This window comes from Pseudomonas saliphila, assembly GCF_008638345.1.
Lineage (GTDB): Bacteria > Pseudomonadota > Gammaproteobacteria > Pseudomonadales > Pseudomonadaceae > Halopseudomonas > Halopseudomonas saliphila.
Genome location: NZ_VTVA01000017.1, coordinates 72715 through 98635 on the forward strand (window position 1 = coordinate 72715; position 25921 = coordinate 98635).

The following is a 25921-nucleotide window of genomic DNA, read 5'->3' on the forward strand; positions in this document are numbered from 1 at the left end:
CGCCAGTTTGTAGCCGCGGAGCGGCGGAAAATAGATCGTTGTGGAGCCGCTGGTTATGTTTCGTCCTCACCGAGCTCGGACATCCGCAATAACTGGCTACTGCGACGCACAGTGAGAATTTCAACCTGATTTTTGGCGCTGTAAATAACCCGATACGTCCCGAATATTACCTCCCTGATACGAGGTGATCCCACCTCGGGAACGATTCGCCCACTTTTCGGAAAGTCGGCTAACCTCTCTACCGTAGCGAACAAATCTTCCACCCACCGTACAGCAGCATCTGGGTTATCTTCTGCTATATATCGAGCTGTATCTTCCACACGCGCCAGCGCAAGCGGGGACCAAACGATCTTCATGGAGCGAGGCTGCTCAGAACCCGAGTTTTCGCGTCTTCATGCGCAATACCATCTCCGGAGGCAATCTGTTCTTCCGCCTTATACACCTCTTCCAGCACCTCAAGACGCTCTTGCATTCTCTCGTACTCGTGAACATCCACCAATACGGCAACGCCACGGCCTCTCTGCGTCAGTATCATCGGACGGCGAGTTTCATGGATCTGTTTTACAAATGTGGCTACTCCTGCCCGGAATTCAGACAGAGGGCGGATATCTTCATCGACACGAACCCTAGACATGGGAATCACCTCCGTACGTTTTAGTGTACGTTAAAGAGTACGACATCTTATGAGGGCAGGCAAGGCGCCTGGGAAATTGGGGTCAGATGAAGGTTTACGCTTTTCTTTTTGTTGGCGGCCCGGGTGGCTTCGCGGACGATGGCCTGCAGCTCTTAGGGAAACTGATCGAATAAGTCAGCTACTCTAACCCCATTGATCTCTACGATCAGACAGCCCAGCCACGCAGATCACGCATGCGTCAAGGGCTTGCCCCGCATCTTGTGCGGTAACAACGGTTAGCGAAGCACCAGACCACTTAACTTTTTCAGGAGAAAAAAGTGTCAGATACCAACATCGAACTGACTTCGACCATTAGCGAAGACAACAAACTGGAACTTGCCCTGCGCGAGATCGAAATCCCGCAGCCAGGTGAAAACCAGGTGGTCATTCGCATCGAAGCCGCCCCTATCAACCCGTCTGACCTGGGAGTGATGTTCAGCGCAGCCGATATGACCACTGCCAAGCAATCCGGTAGTGCCGACCGCCCAGTCATCAGTGCCGATGTCCCGGCCAAATTCATGGGTGCCGTTAAAAAGCGGGTTGGCAAGTCTATACCCGTGGGCAACGAAGGCGCCGGTACAGTCGTCGCGGCTGGCTCATCAGCCGCTGCGCAAAGCTTGATGGGCAAAACCGTTGCGTTCATTGGCGGTGGTAGCTACCGCAAATATCTGTGTGCCAATGTTCAAAGCTGTCTGGAACTGGAGCCGGGTACCACGGCAGCCGAAGGCGCTTCCAGCTTTGTTAATCCGCTTACTGCATTGGCCATGGTAGAAACCATGCGTGCCGAAGGTCACAAGGCCATCGTCCACGCGGCCGCCGCCTCGAACCTCGGACAAATGCTTAACCGCATCTGCATCGCCGACGGCATCGACCTGGTCAATATCGTCCGCAAGCCCGAACAGGAAGCATTGCTGCGCGATCTGGGTGCCAAATACGTGGTCAATTCCAGTAGCGACAGCTTTATGGCAGACCTGACCCAGGCACTGATCGACACCGGCGCCACTATCGCCTTCGACCCTATCGGTGGCGGACGATTGGCTAGCGACATCCTCACCTGCATGGAAGCCGCCGTCTCTCGCAACATGACTGAATACAGCGTGTACGGATCTGACATCTACAAGCAGGTGTATATCTATGGCGGCCTTGATCGTGGCCCCATCACGCTCAACCGCACCTTTGGTTTTGCCTGGGGTGTAAACGGCTTCCTGTTGTTCAATGCGTTGGGGAAACTGGGTAAGGATACCGCCGCCGCCATGCGCAAGCGCATAGCCGCCGAGATCAAGACCACGTTCGCTAGTCACTACACTCACGAAGTATCCCTGGCCGGTGCGTTACAACTGGATGCGATCTCGGTTTACGGCAAACAGGCTACCGGAGAGAAGTTCCTGATCAAACCACAGAGCTAACGTTTAGCGTCTGGCCGCAAGGCCATCCCAGGGCGCTGGAGTCAGGTTGACTCCAGCGCCTGCATGAGAGGTAATCCTGCCTTTAATCCTGGAGGCTGCTGATAAAGGCTTCTGATTCAGCAATGGATTTTTCCATTTCCCTGATCAACTGGACGACATCTGTTTCTATAGTCCCCAGCTCACCTTGTAACGAGTCAATGGCTCGCGCATTCAGATTATGCTTTAGAAACAGCACCTGATCCTGGAAGGCCTGTAATACGGGCGCCATGCGGGCCTCTGCGCTACGCATCGCCTTGATGAGTCCCTGGTATTGCCGCCGGGTCTGACTTAACTTCGCTGCACTTTGACGCTTGAGGTTGGCATTGCTGTACAGCTCGATTTCTTCCTCCCACTCATCGAACAAAGCCTCGGAGACGTCTTCGACCGCATTGATGCGGTCGGTCACCGCCTGAGCGGCAGCTTTGCTGTCTTCGTATTCATCGTTCAGCCTGTCGTAGCGTGCTGCCAAGTCCTGGTCTTTGATCTGGATAATGGATCGAAATTGCGCCAGGGCGGATTCGAATTGTTCCTTGGCATCAGTCTGCGCGTCCTGGACCGACTCCACGCGATTGACCATGATATCGCGCTTGTGAACACCCACTTTCTCCATTGCGCCGTAATACGCCGACTGACAACCGGCCAGAGCCGCCACCAACAAAGCAAATAAAAACCAACGACTTATCGACATATATCCTCACCTTTAGCTGGGTTCTTGCGAGCTTGAATGGGACAGATGATAGCCTCTTTAGAGGCTGGAAGGTCATACCCTCTGGCGCCAAGGCCTCTGCGGACGAGGGCAAAAGGCAAGACCTGACCCTAATGTCCGCAGTACCTTGCGGCGCGTTGCCATGGCCCTATCGACCTAAAGCCTAATATCGCGGGCATTCGTTTATTAATTCGCTCCGTCCTAGGCTCTGCTTGCACGATGCCTCCGCAGACGGCGCACGGAAGGCCGATGAACTCTTTACCTTTTAGTTCATTGTCCCTTATACAAACAGCGCGCGAAAAATCGCTATTGGCACTTCTGCAAGTACCCATGCCAGCGCAGTGAGCGCAAGGATATAGATTTTATTTGATCTGGTGCATATTCCCTCTGCAACCTAACGATTACGCTAAGGGGCGGGCTTTAGCCCGTCCCAGTGAGCGCAGCGAACGAATTGAACCACTAGTTAGGTGGATGACGAATTATTAGCCCAGTTTTCTAGCTCTATTTCGCTTTTTGTTTTTTCTGGAAACTTCACTTCGCCTAATTTTTTAGACCAGCCGATACTGTATGACAAATAGTAACCATTTGCAGAGTGTTGTACGCTTGAAGTGCCAATTAGAATCCAGCCGATATCAAGGTAGCTATTGATTTTTTCCGCGCTACTTATTTCTAATACTTTTATAATATTTGTAAGTTCGTACTGGCTCATCAGATTTCCTTTTAGGTCTAACGTTTTGGCTTAAGGGGTAAGCGATTTGAACGGCTAGTTAGGCTTAATAGTCGATCAGCGTGCTTTTGGGGTTTGGCCAGTTTTCTTTGAGGTCGTCATATACTTGGTTTACCCAGCTTTCATCATGAGCTGCTTGGAAACCTACGTAGTTATTTCCTGCGCACCAAGTTTCTAAGCGAAACGCTAGATTCTCAGTGTTTTGGTTGCCGACTACGTCGGACAGATATGCAATACCGCTCTTCGTGACTCGCAACTGCCAATTTTGGTTGTCAATTACCGAGCCGATTAAATTGGAGACGTTCTTCTTGGTGAATTGTTCTGGGTCATTCAGATTGATTGTGATCATTGGATTGAACCTAACGTTTGGTTAAGGGGCGGGCTTTAGCCCGTCCCAGTGAGCGAAGCGAACGATTTGAACCAGTTGTTAGAGGCAGACCTAACTCGTAATAATGTCGTATGCAAAAACGATTTTATCTATCTGTATAGATGCAGCTCTTCTGTCATCTGCGACAGCAGTGATGAAATTTGTATTCTTACAGTCAGGAATTTCATCATCGGTTAGTAAATTTACATCCATCCATTTTCCGTCATCGGAGATGGCGGTTATATTGCTGATAGCGATTACATGACCATCGACTGTTCTCAAACCGAAATACCATTGATCCTGCATCATTCGAGCCGTGTACCAAGCCGGCAAAACCTCAATAGCGGCTCCTGCATCTGTGATCATGGCTATCTTCTTATTTATTTTCCGCCATTGCTTTTCCGTAAACCATAAACTTCCGAGTGCTGTTAGTCCGCTAATCACGGCGATAACTGTTTCTAGCATGGCTGCCTCTAACATCTAAGCATTTGAACGGTGTGCGCAGCATTCCGATCAAATGTCTGTTGGACTAAGCCGCCACACCGGTCGCGTAGCATCTATAGGGTTTTGTATTGAACGGGAGGGACGGCGACGGCTGGACAGCTACCACACGGCGCTTGAAATAACCTGATGGGCTTGTTGTTTGTGTCCATGTCGATGCTCTCTGCTTCCTTGATACCGCAAAACTACCGCGATTTCCTTACGATTGCCATCTTATGGCCAGTACGGCCCGTGCCTTGATCTTTCAGGCAGTCTTCCCCCGGCCAGTCAGGCATTCAACATCGTCGCAAACGGCCAGTACCTTGCACCCGATTCGGGGCAATTATTCCAATGCAGTACATGTGCGGTCGCTTGCATTGGCTACACACGAGGTTCGGCGGACTGACTGCGGCGCCAACCCTGTTTTCCTTGTGCTCAGCATCACCGGCTCGCAGTGCCGGTCTTAGCTGCTCAAGTCGAGCACGCCGGCAACGGTTGGCCAGAAAGCCATAGTGCCTTACGCGCATCAGTCCTTTGGGCAGGATGTGCAACAGGAATCGTCGAACAAACTCGTCTCCACTCAGGGTCATCTGCCTGGCCGGGGCATCCTGACGATAGTCCTTATAACTGAAGGTCACACTGTGCTCGTCTACCTGCCGCAGGCGTGCATTGCTGATGGCGATCCGGCGTGTCTGGACAGTACCCGCACGGGAAACAGGTAATGACTGCGGGCGGCACGCCAGCGACCATCGCGACCGAGTGCGCCCGCAGGTACCAGGCAGTGCAGATGGACATGTTGGTCAAGGGTCTGCCCCCAAGTGTGCAGCACAGCAGTCATTCCCAGCTGCCCATTCAGTCGTTTGGGGTCGCGCCCAAAATGATCCAATGTGCCCCATACGGACTGGGCAACTTTCTGCTATACCCGGCAGCGATATCAGGACCGTGCAAACGCTGCTGGGGCACTCGGATGTTCGCACGACCCAGATCTACACACATGTGTTGGGTCAGGCATTCGCCGGGGTCCAGAGCCCATTGAGATGAGTAAATACCAGGCACGCTACCGCCCTACGTAAAACGCACGCCAGGTACTAACAACCCCAGCGTACCGCAGATGCGCTACATCCCACCAGATAGCTGAAACAGCTCACCATCAACTACCAGAACGGCGTCCTCGGCAGCGTCCGGTTTGATGTCCCAGCCCCCTGTCAGCGCGCCGAATGAGGGCAGTACTGTTACCGCGTCGCGGAACCAGAATACCGGGGCGCGTAGTTTGTCTCGCCCTACTGCCAGGGTATGCGCGGGGTGCAGGTGGCCGGCGAGGATGTGTTTGCCTGGCACTTTGGTTGGTTCATGGCAGAGCCGGAAGGGGCCGAGATCGAGGGTGGCGTGCCAGGTGATGCCTATGTCGATTCCCTCGGCGTGTCGGTCGTGATTGCCGATCACCGCTTCTACTCGTACATCCGCATGGCGTTCGAGCCAGGCCGGGAATTGCTCGAGGAAAGGTTCGCCTTCCCTGGGGCGGTGATGGAAGAAGTCACCCAGAACTATCAGCCGCCTGGGGCTGAAATGATGAATCAGCGCCGTGAGACGTCGTAGATCGTCCTGGCTTTGCCCGGTGGGCACTGCCAGCCCCTTGCGGCGGAAGAAGGCGCCTTTGCCAAAGTGTGTATCGGCGACCATGAGGGTCGCATGGGCGGGGTAATACAGGGCCTTGTCGCCATGCAGCACGACCTTCTCGCCCGCCAGTTCCCAGTCCAGCGTGCGGCTCACCTGCGTTTTTTCGCGACGCGGTCGGCGTTGCGCTCCAGTGTTGCCAGCATGCGTTGCACGCGTTGGCGCCAGTTCTCGGTACTCAGGCGGCTGCGCAGGCGGTCCACCCACAGCGGAAAGCCCAGTGGAGAAAAGTGCTTCGGTGTGACGATGGTCAGCTCCTGTTCGGCGGCGCGCTCAAGTACATCGCGCAGCCTGCGGATGTCGAGCTGATCTTCCAGCACTTCGCGGCGCGCCTGATCGAGTAATCGGTGCTCGGGATCGTAACGTGCTAGGGTGTCGTAAAGCAGGCCTGTTGACGCCTGCAGCTGACGATCGGTCTTGCCGCGCCCCGGGTAACCCTGGAACACCAGCCCGCTGATCCGCGCAATATCGCGAAACTGCCGGCGCGCCAGCTCGCTGGCGTTCAGCGCCGCCAGCACGTCATCGAGTAAATGCTCCGGGCTGAGCAGCGTGCGCCACAGCGCTTCGGTCAGCTCGGGCGGCTCGGTGGAGGTCAGCAGTTCGAGGCCGTAATCATTCACCGATAGGGAGAAGGTCGCCGGCTGGATCTGACCGATGCGCCAGGCCAACAGGGACGCAAGCCCCTCGTGGGCCAGCCGGCCGGCGAAGGGATAGATAAACAGATAGTGCCCTTCCCGCGATCGGCAGCGCTCAATTAACAGGTGATGCCGGCCGGGCAAGGCAGACTGATCCCGCTGCACTTCCAGCACCGGGCGTATGGCTTCGACTTCGGCGTCCCGGTAGATACCTTTCTCCACTTCTTCGAGAATCTCCAGCACGGTATCGGCGAGCTCCGATGACAACGGCAGCCTGCCACCGTACCAGCGCGGAACGCTGTGCCGCCGCGTGCTGGCTGGCCGCACATAGGCCACCAGATCGCGCACCTTTATCAGCTCCAGCGCCCGGCCGGAAAACAGAAATACATCGCCGGGATTGAGCCGTGCGATAAAGGACTCTTCCACGGTGCCGAGCGAGCCGCCGCGCATGAATTTCACCCGCATTTGCGCGTCGCTGGTGATGGTGCCGATGGCCATGCGGTGCCGCCGCGCAATGCCGGTATCCTCCACTCGGAACAGGCCATCCTGCTCGACCACCCGCTGAAACTGCGGATAGTGTTCCAGCACCGGCCCGCCCTGGGTGATGAACACCAGACACCAATGGAACATCTCCTCGGTAAGCTCGGCAAAGGCATGGGTGGAGCGGGCTTCGGCCAGTGCCTGTTCGACGCTGAAACCGGGGCCGGCGGCCAGGGTCACCAGATGCTGAACCAGCACATCCAGACACAACCGCAGCGGTCGTCTTGCCTCTACTCGACCGGCCTCCCAGGCGCGGCGGGCGGCAGCAATCTCCACCAGTTCGAAGGCGTGGCTCGGTACACAGAGGATTTCGCTGGTAGCGCCGGGCTGGTGGCCAGAGCGTCCGGCGCGCTGCATCAGCCGCGCAACGCCCTTGGGGCTGCCAACCTGCACTACGCGATCGACCGGCGAAAAATCCACGCCCAGATCCAGACTTGAGGTACAGACAACGCAACGAAAGCTGCCATCGCGCAGACCATCCTCGATACGTTTGCGCAGCTTGCGATCGATAGAGCCGTGGTGCAGGCCGATCTCGGTCAACCAGTCCATACGCGCCTTGAGCACCGACTCAAACCACAACTCGGCCTGCGAACGCGTGTTGGTGAACAGCAATGCGGTGGCGCCCTGCTCCAGATACTCGAGCACACCCTCCAGCTGCGCCAAGCCCAGGTGGCCGGCCCAGGGGAAGCGCTCCAGCGTCGGGGGCAGCAGGCCGCGCACGGTCAGCGTTTTGTGCGTATCGCCGGCCACGCTGACGCCCGGTGCTGCGCCTTGGCCGAGCAATACCTGCATCGCCTCATCCAGATTGCCCAGCGTGGCGGACAAGCCCCAGACCGGCAGACCGGGACGCCGCGCGCGCAACCAGGCCAGACACAGCTGCAGCTGAACGCCGCGCTTGTTACCGAGCAGCTCGTGCCACTCATCGACGATGACTGCGTCCAGATGCCGAAAGCTTTCCTCCACGTTGCGGTAGGACAGCAGCACAGACAGGCTCTCGGGGGTGGTGACCAGCGCCTCGGGTAACTTGCGCCGCTGCCGGGCACGCACGCTTGCGCTGGTATCACCGGTGCGGGTTTCCACTTGCCAGTTAAGTCCCAGCCCGTCGACCGCCTCCTGCAGATTGCCCGCGGTATCCGAAGCCAGCGCCCGCAGCGGCGTGATCCACAACACCCGCAGCCCGGCCGGCGCTCTGGTTTGCTCCAGCGCCACGGATACCGGACCCAGCCAGGCAGCGAGCGTTTTGCCGGAACCGGTGGACGCATGGATCAGCCCGGACTGCCCGTCACGAAAGGCTGCCCAGGTGCAACGCTGGAAGGGTGCCGGTTGCCAGCCGCGGTTGGCGAACCAGTCTTCAATTGCCTTGATGCCGTCAGCTGCCATAGATACGCAGCAGCTCTTTGACCTGATCGAGGGTGTCGGCCTCCTCCACCGGTTTGTCCTGACGCCAGCGGGCGATCCGCGGAAAACGCAGCGCAATCCCGGACCTGTGCCTTGGCGAGGGTTGAATGCCTTCGAAGGCAATTTCCAGCACCTGCTGCGGTTTGAGCGAGCGCACCGGGCCGAATTTCTCGATGGTATTACGGCGAATCCAGTGATCGAGTTGCTGGATCTCCTTGTCGGTCAAACCGGAGTAGGCCTTGGCGATGGGCACAAAGCTGTCGCCGTCGCGCACCGCCAGGGTGTAATCGGTGTACAGATTCGCGCGCCGGCCGTGCCCCGGCTGGGCATACAAGAGCACGGCATCGATGCTCAGCGGATCGATCTTCCATTTCCACCAGTCGCCGCGTATCCGGCCGCTGCGATAGGGGCTGGCGCGGCGTTTGAGCATCAGGCCTTCGACGCGGCGCTCGCGGCTGCTTTCGCGGATTGTCGCCAGAGCCGGCCAATCGCTGGCGTCGGTCATCGGACTCAGTCGTAGCGCCGGCTGTGCTGCTTCGGCGAGGATGGCATCCAGCGCATTGCGCCGTTCTTCCAGCGGCTTGTGCCGCCAGTCTTCGCCCTGGTGTTCAAGCAGGTCATAGGCGAGAAATACCACCGGGACTTCCTTGAGGAGCTTGGGTCCGACCGTCTTGCGCTGGATACGACGCTGCATCTGTGAAAAGGGCAGCACATCGGCGTCCCAGGCCAGCAACTCGCCGTCGAGCACGACCTCCGGCAAAGCCAGCGCGGCCTCCTCCACCTCAGGGAAACGGCCGCCCATGGGTTCTTCACCACGCGACCAGAGCCAGATACCGCTGGGCCGGGCAATAAGTTGTGCGCGGATGCCGTCCCATTTCCATTCCGCCAGCCACTGGTGCAGATCGCCCAGATCAGCGGGGTCACCTTCCAGCGGTGAGGCCAGGAAGAAAGGATAGGGCTGGCCCTGCCGCTCCTGGCGGCCTTCTTCGTCGAACAACCGCTGATAAAAAGCGGCACTGGGCTCGAACTCGCCCATCAGCCGGCGCGCGATCAACGCCCGCGGCTTGCCACTGAGCGTCGCCAGAGCGCGCTCCACCAGACCACGGGATACACCGACACGCAGACTGCCGGTAAGCAATTTGTTGTATAGAAAACAAGCGTGGCGCGGCAGTGCGCGCCACAGCGCCATGACCTGTTCCTTGCGCTGTTCTTCTTCCAGACTGCGCAGGCTGAGGATGTTCTGCTCGACCCAGCCGGCGAAACTGCCCTGCACCGCCGGGCGTTCAGTATCGTCTTCCATCAGCAGGCTGATGGTTTCAGCCAGATCGCCGACGTGCTGATAGGTTTCTTCGACCAGCCATTCGGGCAGGCCACTGGCCTCTGCCAGCCATTCGCGCAAACGTCGCGGCCCGACCAGCCGTTTCATGCGCCGCCCGGTCAGTATGTACACCGCCCAGGCGCCGTCGTGGGGATCGATGCCGTCGAAATAGGCAGTGAGCACATCCAGTTTGGTCTGGGTCCGGGTGGTGGCGTCCAGTGCGGTGTACATGTCGGCGAAGGCCTGCATCAGTCGTCCTCGCCGCCGTAGAGGGTGTCCAGTTCGTAGGCTTGAAGGCCTTCGCACTCGCGCAGATAGCGCACCAGATCATCGCTGCGGCCGTGGGTGGTCAGCACGGTGCTGGCACCGGATTCGCGGATGGTGCGCAGCAGAGCCGGCCAGTCAGCATGGTCGCTGAGTTCGAAGCCATGGTCATAGCCGCGACGGCGACGGTTGCCGCGTATCCGCATCCAGCCGGAAGCAAAACCGGTGCTCGCGTTGCGGAAGCGCCGCATCCACGACGAGCCGGCGGCAGAGGGCGGTGCCAGGATGAGCTCACCGCCGAAATCATGGTCAGTGGGCAGTTCCGAGATTGGCGTTGTCGGCAGCATCTTTACCCCGGCCTGCCGGTAAATATCGGTCATCGCTACCATCGCTCCGTGGACGTACACCGGACGATCGGTATGTTCGGTAAGCGCGGCCAGCACCCGCTGCGCCTTGCCCAGCGCGTAGGTGAAGAGAATGCAGGGGCGGTCCGGATGCGCTGACCACCACTGCCAGATCTGCTCGCCGACCCGCTCCACCGGTGGCCAGCGATAACAGGGCAAGGCAAAGGTCGCCTCGGTGATCAAGGTGTCGCAGGGGACAACTTCGAAGGGTGCGCAGGTCGGGTCGGGATCGCGTTTGTAATCGCCGGTCACCACCCAGACGCGGCCATCATCATGTTCAAGTCGCGCCTGGGCGCTGCCCAGCACATGGCCGGCCGGATGCAGGCTCAGGGTGATAGCGCCGAAACGCCGCTGCTCGCCATACTCCATCCCGGTGAATTCGTGCTCGCCCAGCCGGTGGCGCATGATCGGCAAACTGTCGTGCTGGGCCAGATAGTGTTCACTGCCGGCACGGGCGTGATCGGCATGGGCATGGGTGATGACGGCCGTGGCGACCGGGCGCCACGGATCGATATGAAAATTACCCGCCGGACAGAACAGGCCTTCATCGGTGGGAATGATGAGCGGATCACGCATGCGGTACAGCGCCCCTGTGACACGTCGAAGATCGACACCTGTAGGTGGGACAATCGAAGCGCGACGGTGTTACACGGGGAATCGAAATCCAGCGCGCCCGATATCAGGCGCGCCTGGGCACCGTCAGCACCAGCATGAACAAGGCGGCCGCACAGACCACGATCGAGGGACCGGCGGGTGTATCCAGATTCCACGACATGCCCAGCCCGCCCAGCACCGCTAGACAACCCAGCACGCTGGCACCGATCGCCATCTGTTCCGGGGTACGCGCATGACGCTGGGCAGCGGCGGGCGGAATGATCAGCAGCGAGGTGATCAGCAACACACCGACTATCTTCATGGCTACCGCTATGACGATGGCGATCAGCAGCATCAGCGCCATGTGGATCGCGGTGACCGGCTGGCCTTCCACGCGCGCCAGCTCCTCATGCACGGTGACGGCCAGCAGGCGGCGCCAGAGCAGCGCCAACAATACCGAGACCACTGCGACGCCGCCGAGCATCCAGCCGAGATCCCCGGTGCTGATCGCCAGCAGATCGCCAAACAGATAGGCCATCAGATCGATCCGCACGTTATCGGTCAGCGCCAGCACCACCAGGCCGAGGGACAGCGTGCTGTGCGCCAGAATGCCCAGCAGCGTATCGCTGGCCAGCCACTGACGGTTCTGCATGACGACCAGCAGCACCGCCAACAGCACGCAGCCGGCGGTCACCGCTACCGTCAGATTGATGTCCAGCAGGATGCCCATGGCGATGCCGAGCAGCGCAGAGTGCGACAGGGTATCGCCGAAATAGGCCATGCGCCGCCAGACCACAAAGGAGCCCAACGGGCCGGCCACTAGCGCCAGCCCCAGGCCGGCGACCAGCGCGTAAATCAGGAATTCAGGCATGCTTGCAATTCGGTCCGTGTTGGTGCCCGGCGGGCGTTTCGACGACTTCGCCGTGCAGATCATGGTCATGATCGTGATGATGGTTATATATCGCCAGCGCGCTGGCCTGTTCGCCGAACAGCGCGACGAAGGCCGGGTCCAGGCTGACCTGTTCCGGACGGCCGGAACAGCACACGTGGCGGTTGAGACACACCACGGTATTAGTGGTGGACATCACCAGGTGCAGATCATGGGACACCATCAGTACGCCGCAACCGTAACGGTCGCGCAGCCGGGTGATAAGCTCGTACAGCTCGATCTGGCCGTTGACATCGACGCCCTGCACGGGCTCGTCGAGCACCAGCAGATGCGGTTTGCGCAGCAACGCGCGCGCCAGCAGGATGCGCTGCAGTTCGCCACCAGAAACCTGCTGCAGGGGGCGCAGTGCCAGGTGCCCTGCCCCCACTTCCTCGAGCGCTTCCAGTGCCGCCGGGCGCTTGACGCGGGGCGCGAGCATGAGAAAGCGCAGCACGGTCAGCGGCAGCGTCGCGTCCACCTGCAGTTTCTGCGGCATATAGCCGATACGCAGTCGCGACTTGCGTTTGACACTGCCCGAGTCGGCCTTGAGCAGGCCGAGCACGATGCGTACCAGACTGGTCTTGCCGGCGCCGTTGGGGCCGATCAGGGTGACGATCTCACCTGGCTGAACGCTGAGGTCTACCTTGTCGAGAATGGCGTTGCCGTGCAGCCGCAGGCTGACCGACTCCAGGGCGAGCAGGGCCTTGCTCATGCGGCCGCCTGGCACTGGGCGCAGAGTCCGGTGATTTCCACCGTTTCACCTTCCACCGCAAAGCCGAGGTTTTCCGCGCTGGCAGCGATAGCGTCGCGGATCGCTGGCTGATCCAGCTCGATCGCAATCCGGCATTCCCGGCAGATCAGAAACTGCCCTTCATGGCGATGCTCGGGACTCGCGCAGCCGATGAAGGCATTCAGCGACGCAATACGATGAACCAGTCCCTGTTCGAGCAGGAAATCCAGCGCCCGGTATACCGTCGGCGGCGCGGCGCGGCGTCCATCCTCGAGTGTCAGCGTCTCGAGAATGTCGTAGGCACCGAGCGGCTTGTGGCTCTGCCAGACCAGCTCCAGCACCCGCTTGCGCAGGACGGTAAAGCGCACGCCGGACTGGGCGCACAACTGCTCGGCAGCTGCCAGCGCCTCACTGACGCACTGGCTGTGGTCATGCGGATGATGGGGATCGCTCTGCTTGAATGCTTCAGTCATTGGTCCGACCCGTATGTCCAGGAATTAGGGTGTACTGACGTTCCCTCGCGCGCCGAAACGTCGACAGACCCTCATGACCTGTTATCATATAACACTTGACCGCCCCCGAGGTATTCCCATGTTGTTCCGTCGTCTGGTGCTATTGCTTGCCGGGCTAGGTGTGAGCTTGTCCGCCGCCTCAGCCACCACCCCAACCGTACTGACCACTATCAAGCCGTTGCAGCTGATCGCTGCAGCGGTGCTCGACGGCGTGGATTCGCCTGGTGCGTTACTGCCACCTGGGGCGTCCCCGCACAGTTACGCGCTGCGCCCGTCGGACCGCCGCGCTGTGCTGCAGGCCGAGCGCATCTACTGGGTAGGCCCGGATCTGGAGATGTTTGTCGAACGGCTGCTGAACGACAGCCAGACGGCGGTCGCACTGATGGGCATTCCGGACATGGCACTCCGCGACATGCAGCAATCACCGCCCGACGGCGATGACCATGCCGACGAACACAGTCATGGGCATGCTCACGGACACGACCATGCGCCCGGCAGTCTGGACGCACATATCTGGCTGGACCCACATAACGCTCTGACCATGGCGCGCTATATGGCTCAGGACCTGGAGGCTCTCTATCCTGATCAGGCGAGTGTGTTGAATGACAACCTCGCTGCCTTCGAAAGGCGTTTGACGCAACTCGATGCCCGGCTTGCTGCCCGGTTCGCACCCCTGAAGGACAAGCCCTACTTCGTGTTCCACGACGGCTACGGCTACTTCGAGGATCACTATAATCTGGCGCCACGCGGCATATTCAGCCTGTCCCATGAGGTTCAGCCCGGCGCCAAACATATCAATCAGTTACGTGAACAGCTGCAACAGGCCGGCCCCTCTTGTGTGTTCAGCGAACCCCAGTTCACGCCGCGACTGGTTAACTCCCTGACCCGTGACCTGCCGGTGCGCAAGGCCGAGCTGGACCCGCTAGGCAGTGAAGTAGAAGTGTCGGCACGCGGCTACGAAACGCTATTGGAAGGGCTGGCTGACGAGCTGGCAGGGTGTCTGGAACAGCTGTGATACGGCCTTGCCGGGAATCAGTCCATCGATATCCCGGCTGGCAAATTCTGCTTCTGACTCACAACGCCAGCGGCAGGCCGATGCTTACGGTCTGATGATTACGCAGCACGCGCAAAAAGTGCTCGGTATCCTTCACCAGCACACCCTCCTGCCCCTCGTGCTGGTCCGCCGCCAGCTGACGGGACAGCCAGAAGCGCAGAGCGGCCAGACGTAAGGTGTCAGGCCAGGCTTCGGCTTCAGCGGGATTGAAGCGACGGATACTGGCGTAGCCGGCGAGCAGGGCCTGGGTACGGGCGGGATGCAACTGCTCCTGCTGATCCAGACACCAGTCGTTGACGCAGATAGCAACGTCATACAGCGCCCAGCCGCTCGCGGCATTGTAAAAGTCGATGAGGCCGCTGAGGTGGTGTCCGTCGAACAGTATATTGTCGCGAAACAGATCGGCATGCAGGATGGCGGCCGGCAGCTCTGGGGGCTGGGTTTGCCAACGCTGTATGCGGGCCTGAAGCTGGTCGACCAGGGTCAGAGCGACAGGGTCACTGATGCGACTTCGCAGTCGTTGGCCATGCGTAAGCATCCAGTCCAGGCCCCGGTCACTGCGGCGCTGCAAACCGCTGCCCGCTGACGCTTCGTGCAGCCTTGCCAGTGCCTGGCCGACCGCGTGGCAATGACTGGCATCAGGGTGTTCGACATGCGCTCCCGGCAGGCGCGGCTGCAACAGGGCCGGCCGGCCGCAGAGCTGATGCAGGGCCTCGCCGTTGCGGTCACGAATGGCGTAAGGCACTGGCAGATCGGCCTGCCGCAAACAATCAAGCAATTCGATGAAAAACGGCAGATCCTTGATCGGGCCACGCTCGACCAGCGTCAGTACATACTCGCCCCGCTCGGTCGCGACAAAGAAATTGCTGTTCTCCGTGCCGCCGACAATGCCGCTGTAGTCGATCAGCCGGCCGAGATCGAAGCCCGAGATGAATTTGTCGAGCTGGGTCCGCTCAACCGGCGTGAAAACCGACATCAGCGCCTCACCACTCGAAGATTTTCCAGGACGGAATGCGCATGCCTTCAGGCTGATCGCCCCGGGTGAAGTTGCCTTCGTCATCCACGGCTACCAGAAAATAGGGCGCGCCCACCTTGGGGGTTATCTTGATGGCATACAGAAAGCCATTGACCCGGTACTCCTCAATGGTGCGGTCGCCTTCCTGACGGATGGTGACGTCAGGCTCTGCAGTGATCTGATCCTGGGCCGCAAGCGGCAAACTCACTGCCAACACTGCTGCGCCCAACCAACGGTTTAATATGCGTGACATGTTACTCTTGCCCCTTGCCCGGAATGATCGGAATGTCCCTTTTACTGCTGACCATTCTAGCCCTTTTTACCTTTGGATACGTTGACCTGACGCATGACTGATAATGCCCCTCTGATTCTGGTGGATGGCTCGTCCTATCTGTATCGAGCCTTCCACGCTCTCCCGCCGCTGATGACCTCCACCGGCAATCCGACCGGCGCGGTGAAAGGCGTGCTGAACATGCTCAACAGCCTGCGCAGGCAATATCCCCACAGCCCGTTTGCCGTGGTGTTCGATGCCAAGGGACCGACCTTTCGCGACGCGCTGTTCGAAAGCTACAAGTCACACCGCCCGCCCATGCCCGACGATCTGCGCGTGCAGATCGAGCCTCTGCACGCCAGCGTGCGTGCGCTGGGCCTGCCACTGCTGTGTGTAGATGGCGTCGAGGCGGATGACGTGATCGGTACGCTGGCGCGGCAGAGCGCGACAGCCGGCCGACCGGTCATCATTTCCACCGGCGACAAGGACATGGCGCAGCTGGTCGATGAGCACATCACCCTGGTCAACACCATGAGCGGTACGGTGCTCGACATCGCCGGCGTGCACGAGAAATTCGGCGTCGGCCCGGATTGCATCATCGATTATCTGGCGCTGATGGGCGATAAATCCGACAACATTCCCGGCGTGCCCGGTATCGGTGAGAAGACCGCCCAGGGCCTGGTTACGGGACTCGGCGGCGGGCTCGATGTCATTTATGCCAACCTGGACAAGATTCCGGAACTGCCGATCCGCGGCGCCAAGAAGCTCGCCGACAAGCTGGTCGAAAACCGCGAGATGGCCTACCTCTCCTATCAGTTAGCAACCATCAAGATCGACGTCGAGCTGGAACTGCGCGCCGATGCGCTGATGCCCGGCGAACCGAACCGCGAGGCGCTAATCGAGCTGTACCAGCAACTGGAATTTCGCAACTGGCTGGATGACCTGCAGCGCGAAGCCAAGGCCGCCGATGCGGCCATCCCCGGCCCCGCCAAGGCGGAAACCGTCGAGCCTCGTTACGAAACCATCCTGGAGCAAGCCGACTTCGAGCGCTGGGTCGACAAGCTCAAGGCCGCCAAGCTGTTTGCCTTCGATACCGAGACGACAAACATCAATGCACAGCTGGCCGAACTGGTGGGCATCTCCCTGGCGGTCAACCCGCACGAGGCGGCCTATATCCCGCTGGGCCATACCTATATGGGCGTGCCGGACCAACTCGATCGCGACTATGTACTGGCAACGCTGAAACCCCTGCTGGAGGATGCGTCGCGGGCCAAGGTCGGCCAGCATTTCAAATACGACATGAATATTCTGGCGCACTACGGCATCGATATCAGCGGTGTGGCCTATGACACCATGCTCGAGTCCTACGTGCTGAATTCGACCGCCAGCCGCCACGACATGGACAGTCTGGCGCTCAAGTATCTTGGCCACGGCACCATCCGCTTCGAGGATGTCGCCGGAAAAGGCGCCAAGCAGCTGACCTTCGATCAGGTATCGCTGGAGCAGGCCGGGCCTTACGCCTGCGAAGATGCCGACATCACGCTGCGTCTGCACCAGACGCTGCTGACAAAGCTCTCCGCCACGCCGTCGCTGGTCAGCGTGCTGAAGAATATCGAGATGCCGCTGGTGCCGGTGCTGGCGCGCATCGAGCGCTACGGTGCGCTGGTGGATGCCCAGCTGCTCGGCATTCAGAGCCGTGAACTGGGCGAGAAAATGCTCAACCTGGAACAGCGCGCCTATGAGCTCGCCGAACAGCAATTCAACCTGGGTTCGCCCAAACAGCTGGGCGTGGTGCTGTACGAAAAGCAGGGATTGCCGGTCATCTCCAAGACCGCCAAGGGTCAGCCCAGCACCGCCGAATCGGTACTCGCCGAACTGGCGGAACAAGGTTACGAGCTGCCGCAGGTGATCATGCAATACCGCACGGTGAGCAAGCTCAAATCCACCTATACCGATCGGCTTCCCGAGCAGATCAATCCGCGCACCGGCCGCATCCACACCTCCTATCACCAGGCAGTAACGGCTACCGGGCGGCTGTCATCATCCGATCCGAACCTGCAGAACATTCCGATTCGTACCGCTGAAGGCCGGCGTATCCGCCAGGCGTTCATCGCGCCGAAGGGCTACAAGGTACTGGCTGCCGACTATTCGCAGATCGAGCTGCGGATCATGGCGCATCTGGCACAGGACGTCGGGCTGCTGGATGCCTTCCGCCATGACCAGGACGTGCACCGGGCCACTGCCGCGGAAGTATTCGGGGTCACGCCGGAGGAGGTCAGTAATGACCAGCGGCGCAGCGCCAAGGCCATCAACTTCGGCCTGATCTACGGCATGAGCGCCTTTGGCCTGGCCAAGCAACTAGGTGTCGGCCGCAAGGAAGCTCAGGAATATATCGACCGCTATTTCGCACGCTATCCCGGCGTGCTCGCCTATATGGAACGCACCCGCCAGCAGGCCGGCGACCAGGGCTATGTCGAGACGCTGTTCGGCCGTCGGTTGTATCTGCCGGAGATTCATTCGCGCAATCAGGCACTGCGCAAGGGCGCCGAACGGACCGCGATCAACGCACCGATGCAGGGCACCGCTGCGGACATCATCAAACGCGCGATGATCACAGTGGATAACTGGCTTGCCGACACCGGGCTGGATGCCAGGGTCATCATGCAGGTGCATGACGAACTGGTCCTGGAAGTACGTGAGGATCTGGTCGATGACATCCGTGCCGGCCTCTGCGAACGCATGAGCGCCGCGGCTGCGCTGGATGTTCCGCTGGCGGTCGAAGTAGGCGTGGGTAACAACTGGGACGAGGCGCACTGAGCCTTGCAACTCGCTTGCAGGCCGTGCCAGCCGTGGCCTGCAAAAAAGTTTGAATTTATTTGCGTTGTGATTGAACTTTTCCGGAACCCTTCCGGTCAGAGCTTATGAATGGCCAGTCAAGCCTTTCTTGCTCCTTAGATGTGATTTTGATGTGATTTTAGTGTTGGCAGAAAAACCCGGGCACCCTTTCCTAGCACAGCCCGGTTGTTAAACCCCGATCCTTCCCTCCCCATAGAAGCTCGGGGTTTTTTTTGCCCGCGATTTATTCAGCCGGTACGTCTTCGCTGTCGTCTTCCTCTTCGCTGAAGAACCACACATCGAGCACCTCGTAGGCCTCTTCCAGGCCCTGACGCTTGGGCGCGGAGAACAGCTGGACGGTCGCCCGGTTGCCGTATTCCTTACGGACCGTGGACTGCACCTTGAGCAGCACGTTCTTCGCTGCGCCATAGGCCAGCTTGTCCGCCTTGCTCAGCAGAATGTGTGCGGGCAAGCCGCTGACGTCCGCCCATTCGAGCATCATCCGATCAAAATCGGACAACGGATGCCGGATATCCATTACCAGTACCAGACCCACCAGCGAATCGCGCTGCGTCAGGTACGCATCAAGGTGCAGCTTCCAGTGTTCCTTCAGGGCCAAAGGAACCTTGGCATAACCGTAGCCTGGCAGATCGACCAGCCGGCGCTGTTCATCCAGGGCAAAGAAATTGATCAGCTGGGTCCGACCCGGCGTCTTCGACGTCCTGGCCAGGCGAGCATGGGTGAGTGTATTCAGCGCACTCGACTTGCCCGCGTTGGAGCGCCCGGCAAAGGCGACTTCATAGCCGACGTCCAGGGGGCATTGATCAGCCTCACTGGCACTTTTGATGAAGGTAGCTTGCTGGCAAAGGGAAACGAGAGGTTTAACTGAGGACATTGACGATCCGTTGGGGCTGACGAGGGCTGATGACATTCACCTGAGCCGGTAGCTTAGTATATACTGCTGCGGTTTTATATCCTGAAAGCGTAACTGCGACAGTATGGACATTGCTTCGCTTACGAACGACCGATAGCATGGCGTTGACAAACTGACCTCTGCTTGATCGTTGAGCAATAACAACCGAGGCGGTCTGTCCTAATGCGCGTTGCAGACCGCAGCGACGGGTACAGCCCACAATTTCTTTTAGCCGTAATTGGATTAGCCGATGAATAAATTACTCGTGAGCCTGGTGTTATCTCTCGGTGTGGCCGGTTCGGCCCATGCACTGGAAGGGGACGCCGAAGCAGGACAGGGCAAGGTCGCTGTTTGTGGCGCTTGTCACGGCCCCGATGGAAACAGCCTTGTTCCGAATTTCCCGAAGCTCGCCGGTCAGGGCGAACGGTATCTCTTCAAGCAGTTGGTGGACATCAAGGAAGGTGCCCGGGTCGTTCCAGAGATGACTGGCATGCTTGATCCGCTCAGCGAGCAGGACCTGGCCGACATCGCAGCCTATTATTCCGGTAATGACGCGAGCGTGGGCGTTGCTGATCCCGCTCTGGTTGAGCGTGGCGAAGCGCTGTATCGCGGTGGCAATCTGGAACTCGGACTGCCAGCCTGTACCGGCTGCCATTCGCCGACCGGCCAGGGCATCGATACTGCTGGCTATCCACATCTGGCTGGCCAACACGCCCAGTACACGGCCAAGCAGCTGACGGATTTCCGCGAGAACAACCGCACCAATGACGGCGATGCACGCATCATGCAGACTATCGCCAGCCGTCTGAGCAATCGTGATATCGAAGCTGTCTCGGATTACATTCAGGGTCTGCGTTAAGCCTTGATGTATTGCCGACTGTAACGGCAGGCTTTAAAAAAAGGGTGGCTTCGGTCACCCTTTTTCGCTTCTGCGGGTATTACAGTAAAACCACTCCGCAGGCAGCTCCATAAATAATCCCCGGCCGTGTTGCGCTGCCGGGAGATATCGTGGAAGCTCCGAACACATTGGAAGTCATTGGTCACCCGCGTTTTGTACAGGAGAACGACATGCGCACGATGTTAACGATTGGTCTGGTTTGGCTCTTGGGTAGTTTCGCCATGGCGAGCGCACAGGAAGCCATCAGCTATCAGGAAGGCAAACATTACGTGAAGCTGCCGAGCCCGGCGCCCGTCGAAGAGCCCGAGAAGATCGAAGTCGCCGAACTGTTCTGGTATGGCTGCGGTCATTGCTTCACCTTCGAGCCGATCATTGGCGAATGGAAGAAGGACCTGCCGGACGACGTGCACTTCCGCCCCGTTCCCGCGTTCTTCGGTGGTGCCTGGGATACCCACGGCCAGCTGTATTACACCCTGGACAGCCTGGACAAGCTCGACGAAACCCACGCCGCTGTCTTCCAGGCCATGCATAACCAGAAAAACCGCCTCGCTGACCAGAAGGCCATGATCAAGCTGCTGGAGCCCTATGGCATCACCGAAGAAGAGTTCACCAAGGCGTGGTCTTCCTTCGGCGTCCGCGCCAAGATGGAGCAAGCCAAGGCGCTGGCCAAGGCCTACCGCGCCAGCGGCGTGCCGACGCTGATCGTCAACGGTAAATACCGGATTGAAGGCGGCATGGCCGGCAGTTTCGAAGATATGCTGAAGGTAGCGGACTACCTCGTCGAGCAGGAACGCAAGGCACTCTGACAGGTAATGCAAAGCCGGCGAGAAGCCCGGGCACGAGCACGATCGCCGGTCAGCGAACCGGCGGCACTAGGGGATCCCATTAGCCCCGCTCGTCCCGGGCTGTCACTTCAGTTGCTTTCCGACCAGGGACTGGCCACGCAGTATTTCCACGATGGCTACCAGGGGGTTGAATGATTGCAGCGGGAAATATACCGACGAAACGCTCCACCCACGGCACGATGGCACCCGCCAGTCTGCAAACCAACCCACACTGCGGAATTGGCGAGCAGGCACTGCCTGAAGTGTTACGCCTGCTGAGTTTCAATATTCAGGTTGGCATCAATACTCAGCGTTATCGACACTACGTCACCCGCAGCTGGCAGCACCTGTTGCCACACGCCGGGCGCAGCAACACCCTTGATCTGATCAGCCGCATCCTCAACGATTTCGACCTGGTTGCTCTGCAGGAGGTCGATGGCGGAAGCATGCGTTCGGGCTATATCAACCAGGTCGAGCATCTCGCCCGGGAAGGTCAGTTCCCCTACTGGTATCAGCAGCTCAATCGTAATCTTGGCCGCTTCGCCCAGCATTCCAACGGCTTGCTCAGTCGCTATGCCCCGCAATTTCTGGAGGACCATAAGCTGCCGGGTGTGTTACCCGGGCGTGGCGCTATCCTCACCAGCTTCGGTGATGGGCCGGATTCACTGCTGGTGGTGATGATGCATCTGGCGCTCAGCCCCCGCACCCGTGCCAACCAGCTGGCCTATGTGCGCGAACGCATAGCCGATCACAAACACGTGGTACTGATGGGCGATATGAATACCCACGCCGAGGATCTGCTGGAAAACTCGCCGCTGCGCGGTTCGAAGCTGCACACCGCTACGCTGCCAGGCACCTATCCGAGCTGGAAACCGGCACGGGTGCTGGACCATATTCTGCTCAGCCCCAGCCTGACGATCGAACAGGTCGATGTGCTGCCCCATCCGATCTCCGATCATCTGCCGGTGTCGATGCATATTCGTCTGCCGTCAGGCCTGTGCGTGCCCGCCCATGCCGCGAAGCCCGCAGAGCCCGCCTGACGGCTCGCTCTTCTCCGCGTGGCACCTCTCCAATACGCAACGGACATGCTAGGCTAGCCTTCGATTTCAGCCAGTAACATTTCAGCTAGTCATTAGGGGCCTTGGTGAGAATTCCGGTACTGCTTTTGCTTATCACGCTCCTGGCGGGTTGCGCCGGCGGCCTGCACATCGATACACGCCACCAATCTCTGAGCCATGACAGCCGTGTGCGTTATGTCGTGCTGCATTACACCTCGTCCGGCTTCGACAGATCCCTGAACGCCCTGACCCTGGGCCCTGTCAGCAGTCATTACCTGATCGATGAAAAACCTGCGACCGTCTACCGGCTGGTCGACGAAGAACGTCGCGCCTGGCACGCCGGTGAAAGCAGCTGGCAGGGCCGCACCTACGTCAACGGCATTACCCTTGGCATTGAGCTGGTGCACCGTGGCTTTCTGGATACGCCCGAGGGCAGGCGTTGGTATCCATGGGAACCAGAACAAATCGACAACCTGATCCTGTTGCTGGAGGACATCCTCAGCAGGCACGACCTGACTCCGGAACAGGTGCTCGGTCACAGCGATGTAGCACCGCAGCGCAAGGTCGATCCAGGTCCGCTTTTCCCATGGTTACAGCTGGCCGAGGCAGGGGTGGCGATCTGGCCGGGAGCCGAGTCACTGGCGATGTACCAGGCGCAGCTTGTCGGGCTCACTCCCACCGTCAGCTGGTTCCAGCAGTCGCTGGCCAGCTTCGGCTACGAGGTACCTCAGACAGGGCTGCTGGACAGACCTACGCGCAACGTCATTGCCGCCTTCCAGATGCGCTTCCGACCAGCCCGCCATGACGGGCAGCCGGATACCCAGACGGCGGCTATTCTCGCGGCGCTGGTACCGACGGCGGCAAGCTCGCCGCTCTGGTGTGGCCGCAATGCTGACACTCCGGATGCTCTTACTCCGCCCTGTTTACTGCCGCTGCCCGAAGCGCTGCATAGCGATCCGGATGCAAGCCATACGCAGGATGTGCTCGACTGATGCTGAACGGAATCTGGCTCGGCTTTTTTATCGCGGCCTTCAGCGCCGCGCTTTGGCAATGGCTCGGCGTCGGGGATAGCGAAGTCTTCAGCCGGCTGGTGGCATCCTTGTTTGATATGGCGCGGCTGAGCGTCGAGATAGTACTGGTGCTGGTCGGCACCATGACCCTGTGGCTGGGCTTTCTGGCGATTGCCGAAAAGGCCGGACTGATCAGAGTACTGGCGCGTGTGCTGGATCCCTTGTTCCGCCGCCTGATGCCGGACGTACCCAGCGGTCACCCGGCGCTGGGGCATATCACCATGAATTTCGCCGCCAACGTGCTGGGACTGGATAACGCGGCGACGCCCATCGGCCTCAAGGCCATGCACGCGCTGCAGAGCCTGAACCCAAGCAAGGAAACCGCAACCAACGCGCAGATCCTGTTCCTGGTACTGAATACTTCGTCGCTGACCCTGCTGCCGGTCACCATCTTCATGTACCGGGCCCAGCAGGGCGCGGCGGATCCGACTGCGGTTTTCCTGCCCATTCTGCTGGCGACTACTGCATCCAGCCTGGTGGGGCTGTTGTCCGTGGCGGTGATGCAACGTCTTCGGCTTTGGGACCCTGTTGTGCTGGCCTATCTGGTAGGCGGCGCACTCGCCCTCGGCGCGCTGCTGGCAACCCTCGCTGGCATGTCAGCGCAGGCCTTGAGCGCAACTTCGACGTTGGTGGGTAACCTGACGCTATTCGGCATCATCATGGTGTTTTTACTGGTAGGTGCGCTGCGCAAGGTGAATGTGTACGACACCTTTATCGAGGGCGCGAAGGAAGGCTTCAGTTTCACCGTTTCGCTGCTGCCGTTTCTGGTCGCCATGCTGGTGGCGGTCGGGGTGCTGCGCGCCAGCGGCGTACTTGACGCCGGCCTGGACGGCATTCGCTGGATGGCCGATCTGTTTGGCTGGGACACGCGATTCATTGACGCGCTGCCGACCGCGTTCATCAAACCGCTCTCGGGCAGCGGCGCCCGGGCGATGATGATCGAGACCATGGACACCTTCGGGGTCGACAGCTTCCCGGCGTTGATGGCGGCGACATTCCAGGGCAGCACCGAAACCACCTTTTACGTTATCGCCGTGTATTTCGGCGCGGTCGGTATCCGCCGCGTGCGTCACGGGCTGGGCTGCGCGCTGCTGGCCGACCTGGCGGGGATGCTGACGGCTATCGCTGTCTGCTACTGGTTTTTTGGTTAGCCTGCGAGGTCGGATTCATCTGTTAAGCTGGAGCCACAGCCCAACACAGGACCGCGCCGATGTCTGCACCCCGATTTGATCAACTGCACCGCGAGCCAGGCCCTTTCTTCGTTGCCCTCGGTGGTGCCGGGATGTTCGGCGCTAATTTCTATTTGTATGGCTCCGGCGGTCAGTGGATCGCCGTGGATTGCGGCTTCGCTCTGCAATCCACACCCGGTGGCGCTACGCAGGTCTCCATCCCTGACATGTCGGCGCTGGCGCGCTATGACATCAAGCTATCGGCGATTCTGATCACCCACGGTCATGAGGACCATATCGGCGCCATTCCCTACCTGTGGAGACAGCTGGGTTGTCCCCTGTACGCCACCCCGTTCACCGCGCGGCTGATCCGCAATAAACTGGATCCAGCCCTCAGTTGGCCAACCCTGCGTGAGATCAAGCCGCTGCAGCCAGTGGGCATCGGCGCCTTTCAGGCTGAATGGATCCCGGTCACCCATTCGATCCCCGAATCCAACGCCATTGTGCTCGAGGTCGCGGGCAAACGGCTCTACCACAGCGGTGACTGGAAGCTGGATCCGCAACCGGTGGTGGGTGGCCTGACCGCACAAGGTCGCCTGCAGGCGATCGGCCGCAGTGGCGTGGATGTGATCATTGGCGATTCCACCAATGCGCCGACGCCGGGTGCCAGCCATTCCGAGGCCAGCGTGCAGAACGGGCTGCTCGACACCATCCGCGCCTGCCGCAAACGGGTCATCGTTACCTGTTTCGCCAGCAATCTGGCGCGCCTGCACAGCCTCACGGAAATCGCCTTCGACACCGCACGCTATGCCGGCTTGCTCGGCCGCAGCCTGCTGACCATGCATCGCGCCGGACGCGCGCACGACTATCTCACTGCCCGGCCCGGCTTTATCGATCCGTGGGAGCTTGGTTATCTCCCTCGCGAACAACAATTGTGGATCTGCACCGGTAGTCAGGGCGAGCCGGCCGCGGCACTGGGCAGACTAGCCAGCGGAAGCCATCCGCACCTATCGCTCGAACAGGGCGACACCGTGGTGTTTTCCTCACGATTGATTCCGGGCAACGAGGAATCGCTGGCGGCAATCAAATCCGGATTGAAACACCAGGGCGTGGCAGTCATCGATGATGACATGGCGCCGATCCACGCCTCAGGCCACCCGCCCCAGGAAGACCTGCGCCAACTCTACAGCTGGTTGAATGCCCGCTACCTGTTGCCCGTACACGGTGAGCCCTACCACCAGCAGGCCCACCTCAAATTCAGCCGCAGCCTGGGCCTGAGTGGCCTGGTGCCGGCCAATGGCGATCTGATAGACCTGCACGGCCGGCCCTGCAAGGTGGCGCAGATGCCTGCGGGCTTGGTTGAGATTCAGCGCGATTGAGTTAGTTATGGGCCGTTAACCCCGAATCCCCCCTAGCCCG

Annotated in this window: 24 protein-coding genes and 3 pseudogenes; 10 read left to right on the plus strand and 17 right to left on the minus strand. The window is 59.7% G+C overall.

Annotation, left to right across the window (positions count from 1 at the left end):
- Positions 1-53: 53 nt before the first annotated feature.
- Together FHK95_RS16390 and FHK95_RS16395 are read right to left on the minus strand one after the other, a co-directional pair.
- On the minus strand, positions 54-356 hold the full coding sequence (locus FHK95_RS16390; RefSeq protein WP_150305712.1) for a type II toxin-antitoxin system RelE/ParE family toxin: 303 nt from the start codon (positions 354-356) through the stop codon (positions 54-56).
- A complete protein-coding gene (locus FHK95_RS16395) occupies positions 353-634 on the minus strand; it encodes a type II toxin-antitoxin system Phd/YefM family antitoxin (protein ID WP_150305713.1) in 282 nt (93 codons plus the stop codon). Before FHK95_RS16395 ends, FHK95_RS16390 begins: the two co-directional genes overlap by 4 nt.
- A gap of 317 nt (positions 635-951) precedes the next feature.
- Here FHK95_RS16395 and FHK95_RS16400 point away from each other — a divergent pair, with 317 nt between their 5' ends.
- Complete coding sequence (locus tag FHK95_RS16400; RefSeq protein ID WP_150305714.1) at positions 952-2079, plus strand: zinc-binding dehydrogenase; 1128 nt, start codon at positions 952-954, stop codon at positions 2077-2079.
- A gap of 82 nt (positions 2080-2161) precedes the next feature.
- Here FHK95_RS16400 and FHK95_RS16405 read toward each other — a convergent pair whose 3' ends face one another.
- From FHK95_RS16405 to FHK95_RS20570, 5 genes and pseudogenes are all read right to left on the minus strand, one after another.
- Positions 2162-2806: a DUF2959 domain-containing protein gene (locus tag FHK95_RS16405; protein ID WP_150305715.1), complete on the minus strand. Its 645-nt coding sequence runs from the start codon at positions 2804-2806 to the stop codon at positions 2162-2164.
- A gap of 481 nt (positions 2807-3287) precedes the next feature.
- Positions 3288-3533, minus strand: a complete 246-nt coding sequence (locus tag FHK95_RS16415; RefSeq protein WP_150305716.1) for a hypothetical protein — start codon at positions 3531-3533, stop codon at positions 3288-3290.
- 64 nt (positions 3534-3597) lie between these two features.
- Positions 3598-3900 carry a hypothetical protein gene (locus FHK95_RS16420; RefSeq protein ID WP_408003635.1) on the minus strand — a complete coding sequence of 101 codons (303 nt, stop codon included), beginning with the start codon at positions 3898-3900 and terminating at the stop codon, positions 3598-3600.
- Between the two features lie 90 nt (positions 3901-3990).
- Positions 3991-4383 carry a hypothetical protein gene (locus tag FHK95_RS16425; RefSeq protein ID WP_150305717.1) on the minus strand — a complete coding sequence of 131 codons (393 nt, stop codon included), beginning with the start codon at positions 4381-4383 and terminating at the stop codon, positions 3991-3993.
- A gap of 311 nt (positions 4384-4694) precedes the next feature.
- Positions 4695-5302 (minus strand): annotated as a pseudogene (locus FHK95_RS20570) (transposase); the annotation flags it as partial.
- A gap of 20 nt (positions 5303-5322) precedes the next feature.
- Here FHK95_RS20570 and FHK95_RS16440 point away from each other — a divergent pair.
- A pseudogene (locus FHK95_RS16440) lies at positions 5323-5439 on the plus strand (tyrosine-type recombinase/integrase); the annotation flags it as partial.
- A gap of 75 nt (positions 5440-5514) precedes the next feature.
- On the opposite strand, the gene pdeM reads toward FHK95_RS16440, so the two are convergent.
- The 7 genes from pdeM to FHK95_RS16475 form a co-directional block, all read right to left on the minus strand.
- Positions 5515-6168, minus strand: a complete 654-nt coding sequence (pdeM, locus tag FHK95_RS16445) for a ligase-associated DNA damage response endonuclease PdeM (RefSeq protein WP_178114827.1) — start codon at positions 6166-6168, stop codon at positions 5515-5517.
- Positions 6165-8627 (minus strand): ligase-associated DNA damage response DEXH box helicase, encoded by a 2463-nt coding sequence (locus FHK95_RS16450; protein ID WP_150305720.1) that lies wholly within the window; start codon positions 8625-8627, stop codon positions 6165-6167. The genes pdeM and FHK95_RS16450 overlap by 4 nt, the downstream gene beginning before the upstream one ends.
- Entirely contained in the window at positions 8617-10212 is a 1596-nt protein-coding gene (locus FHK95_RS16455) for an ATP-dependent DNA ligase (RefSeq protein WP_150305721.1), read from the minus strand. Before FHK95_RS16455 ends, FHK95_RS16450 begins: the two co-directional genes overlap by 11 nt.
- On the minus strand, positions 10212-11207 hold the full coding sequence (locus FHK95_RS16460) for a ligase-associated DNA damage response exonuclease (RefSeq protein WP_150305722.1): 996 nt from the start codon (positions 11205-11207) through the stop codon (positions 10212-10214). The genes FHK95_RS16455 and FHK95_RS16460 overlap by 1 nt, the downstream gene beginning before the upstream one ends.
- Before the next feature lie 103 nt (positions 11208-11310).
- Positions 11311-12096: a zinc ABC transporter permease subunit ZnuB gene (gene znuB / locus FHK95_RS16465; RefSeq protein WP_150305723.1), complete on the minus strand. Its 786-nt coding sequence runs from the start codon at positions 12094-12096 to the stop codon at positions 11311-11313.
- Positions 12089-12865 carry a zinc ABC transporter ATP-binding protein ZnuC gene (gene znuC, locus FHK95_RS16470; protein ID WP_150305724.1) on the minus strand — a complete coding sequence of 259 codons (777 nt, stop codon included), beginning with the start codon at positions 12863-12865 and terminating at the stop codon, positions 12089-12091. The genes znuB and znuC overlap by 8 nt, the downstream gene beginning before the upstream one ends.
- Positions 12862-13356 carry a Fur family transcriptional regulator gene (locus tag FHK95_RS16475; RefSeq protein WP_150305725.1) on the minus strand — a complete coding sequence of 165 codons (495 nt, stop codon included), beginning with the start codon at positions 13354-13356 and terminating at the stop codon, positions 12862-12864. Before FHK95_RS16475 ends, znuC begins: the two co-directional genes overlap by 4 nt.
- Before the next feature lie 118 nt (positions 13357-13474).
- Here FHK95_RS16475 and znuA point away from each other — a divergent pair, with 118 nt between their 5' ends.
- On the plus strand, positions 13475-14410 hold the full coding sequence (gene znuA / locus FHK95_RS16480; RefSeq protein WP_150305726.1) for a zinc ABC transporter substrate-binding protein ZnuA: 936 nt from the start codon (positions 13475-13477) through the stop codon (positions 14408-14410).
- A gap of 58 nt (positions 14411-14468) precedes the next feature.
- On the opposite strand, the gene FHK95_RS16485 is transcribed toward znuA, so the two are convergent.
- Together FHK95_RS16485 and FHK95_RS16490 are read right to left on the minus strand one after the other, a co-directional pair.
- Positions 14469-15425 carry a homoserine kinase gene (locus FHK95_RS16485; RefSeq protein WP_150305727.1) on the minus strand — a complete coding sequence of 319 codons (957 nt, stop codon included), beginning with the start codon at positions 15423-15425 and terminating at the stop codon, positions 14469-14471.
- Between the two features lie 7 nt (positions 15426-15432).
- Positions 15433-15717: a DUF2782 domain-containing protein gene (locus FHK95_RS16490; RefSeq protein WP_150305728.1), complete on the minus strand. Its 285-nt coding sequence runs from the start codon at positions 15715-15717 to the stop codon at positions 15433-15435.
- Between the two features lie 93 nt (positions 15718-15810).
- Here FHK95_RS16490 and polA point away from each other — a divergent pair, with 93 nt between their 5' ends.
- A complete protein-coding gene (polA, locus tag FHK95_RS16495) occupies positions 15811-18552 on the plus strand; it encodes a DNA polymerase I (protein ID WP_150305729.1) in 2742 nt (913 codons plus the stop codon).
- Between the two features lie 262 nt (positions 18553-18814).
- On the opposite strand, the gene yihA is transcribed toward polA, so the two are convergent.
- Positions 18815-19465, minus strand: coding sequence for a ribosome biogenesis GTP-binding protein YihA/YsxC (yihA, locus tag FHK95_RS16500; protein WP_150305730.1), 651 nt, complete (start codon positions 19463-19465; stop codon positions 18815-18817).
- A gap of 268 nt (positions 19466-19733) precedes the next feature.
- Between yihA and FHK95_RS16505 the strand changes: the two genes are divergently transcribed.
- The 6 genes and pseudogenes from FHK95_RS16505 (at position 19734) to FHK95_RS16530 (ending at position 25881) form a co-directional block, all read left to right on the plus strand.
- Positions 19734-20342, plus strand: a complete 609-nt coding sequence (locus tag FHK95_RS16505) for a c-type cytochrome (RefSeq protein WP_150305731.1) — start codon at positions 19734-19736, stop codon at positions 20340-20342.
- A gap of 149 nt (positions 20343-20491) precedes the next feature.
- Positions 20492-21187 (plus strand): thiol:disulfide interchange protein DsbA/DsbL, encoded by a 696-nt coding sequence (locus tag FHK95_RS16510; protein ID WP_235906814.1) that lies wholly within the window; start codon positions 20492-20494, stop codon positions 21185-21187.
- A 218-nt stretch (positions 21188-21405) separates the two neighbouring features.
- Positions 21406-22245 carry an endonuclease/exonuclease/phosphatase family protein gene (locus tag FHK95_RS16515; RefSeq protein ID WP_150305743.1) on the plus strand — a complete coding sequence of 280 codons (840 nt, stop codon included), beginning with the start codon at positions 21406-21408 and terminating at the stop codon, positions 22243-22245.
- A gap of 104 nt (positions 22246-22349) precedes the next feature.
- A pseudogene (locus tag FHK95_RS16520) lies at positions 22350-23123 on the plus strand (N-acetylmuramoyl-L-alanine amidase); the annotation flags it as partial.
- 131 nt (positions 23124-23254) lie between these two features.
- The gene (locus tag FHK95_RS16525; RefSeq protein WP_150305733.1) at positions 23255-24484 is read left to right on the plus strand and encodes a nucleoside recognition domain-containing protein; all 1230 of its coding nucleotides are present in this window, start codon (positions 23255-23257) and stop codon (positions 24482-24484) included.
- A gap of 59 nt (positions 24485-24543) precedes the next feature.
- Positions 24544-25881: a ribonuclease J gene (locus tag FHK95_RS16530; RefSeq protein WP_150305734.1), complete on the plus strand. Its 1338-nt coding sequence runs from the start codon at positions 24544-24546 to the stop codon at positions 25879-25881.
- Positions 25882-25921 lie beyond the last annotated feature (40 nt).

Excerpts from the sequence above, each read along its gene's own strand:
- FHK95_RS16530 (WP_150305734.1), top strand. The coding sequence starts at position 24,544 with ATGTCTGCACCCCGATTTGATCAACTGCACCGCGAGCCAGGCCCTTTC.
- znuC (WP_150305724.1), bottom strand. The coding sequence starts at position 12,865 with ATGAGCAAGGCCCTGCTCGCCCTGGAGTCGGTCAGCCTGCGGCTGCAC.
- FHK95_RS16390 (WP_150305712.1), bottom strand. The coding sequence starts at position 356 with ATGAAGATCGTTTGGTCCCCGCTTGCGCTGGCGCGTGTGGAAGATACA.
- FHK95_RS16450 (WP_150305720.1), bottom strand. The coding sequence starts at position 8,627 with ATGGCAGCTGACGGCATCAAGGCAATTGAAGACTGGTTCGCCAACCGC.
- FHK95_RS16525 (WP_150305733.1), top strand. The coding sequence starts at position 23,255 with ATGCTGAACGGAATCTGGCTCGGCTTTTTTATCGCGGCCTTCAGCGCC.
- FHK95_RS16515 (WP_150305743.1), top strand. The coding sequence starts at position 21,406 with ATGGCACCCGCCAGTCTGCAAACCAACCCACACTGCGGAATTGGCGAG.
- FHK95_RS16415 (WP_150305716.1), bottom strand. The coding sequence starts at position 3,533 with ATGAGCCAGTACGAACTTACAAATATTATAAAAGTATTAGAAATAAGT.
- FHK95_RS16420 (WP_408003635.1), bottom strand. The coding sequence starts at position 3,900 with ATGATCACAATCAATCTGAATGACCCAGAACAATTCACCAAGAAGAAC.
- znuA (WP_150305726.1), top strand. The coding sequence starts at position 13,475 with ATGTTGTTCCGTCGTCTGGTGCTATTGCTTGCCGGGCTAGGTGTGAGC.
- FHK95_RS16475 (WP_150305725.1), bottom strand. The coding sequence starts at position 13,356 with ATGACTGAAGCATTCAAGCAGAGCGATCCCCATCATCCGCATGACCAC.
- FHK95_RS16395 (WP_150305713.1), bottom strand. The coding sequence starts at position 634 with ATGTCTAGGGTTCGTGTCGATGAAGATATCCGCCCTCTGTCTGAATTC.
- yihA (WP_150305730.1), bottom strand. The coding sequence starts at position 19,465 with ATGTCCTCAGTTAAACCTCTCGTTTCCCTTTGCCAGCAAGCTACCTTC.
- FHK95_RS16405 (WP_150305715.1), bottom strand. The coding sequence starts at position 2,806 with ATGTCGATAAGTCGTTGGTTTTTATTTGCTTTGTTGGTGGCGGCTCTG.
- FHK95_RS16455 (WP_150305721.1), bottom strand. The coding sequence starts at position 10,212 with ATGCAGGCCTTCGCCGACATGTACACCGCACTGGACGCCACCACCCGG.
- FHK95_RS16485 (WP_150305727.1), bottom strand. The coding sequence starts at position 15,425 with ATGTCGGTTTTCACGCCGGTTGAGCGGACCCAGCTCGACAAATTCATC.
- FHK95_RS16505 (WP_150305731.1), top strand. The coding sequence starts at position 19,734 with ATGAATAAATTACTCGTGAGCCTGGTGTTATCTCTCGGTGTGGCCGGT.
- FHK95_RS16490 (WP_150305728.1), bottom strand. The coding sequence starts at position 15,717 with ATGTCACGCATATTAAACCGTTGGTTGGGCGCAGCAGTGTTGGCAGTG.
- FHK95_RS16425 (WP_150305717.1), bottom strand. The coding sequence starts at position 4,383 with ATGCTAGAAACAGTTATCGCCGTGATTAGCGGACTAACAGCACTCGGA.
- znuB (WP_150305723.1), bottom strand. The coding sequence starts at position 12,096 with ATGCCTGAATTCCTGATTTACGCGCTGGTCGCCGGCCTGGGGCTGGCG.
- polA (WP_150305729.1), top strand. The coding sequence starts at position 15,811 with ATGACTGATAATGCCCCTCTGATTCTGGTGGATGGCTCGTCCTATCTG.
- FHK95_RS16460 (WP_150305722.1), bottom strand. The coding sequence starts at position 11,207 with ATGCGTGATCCGCTCATCATTCCCACCGATGAAGGCCTGTTCTGTCCG.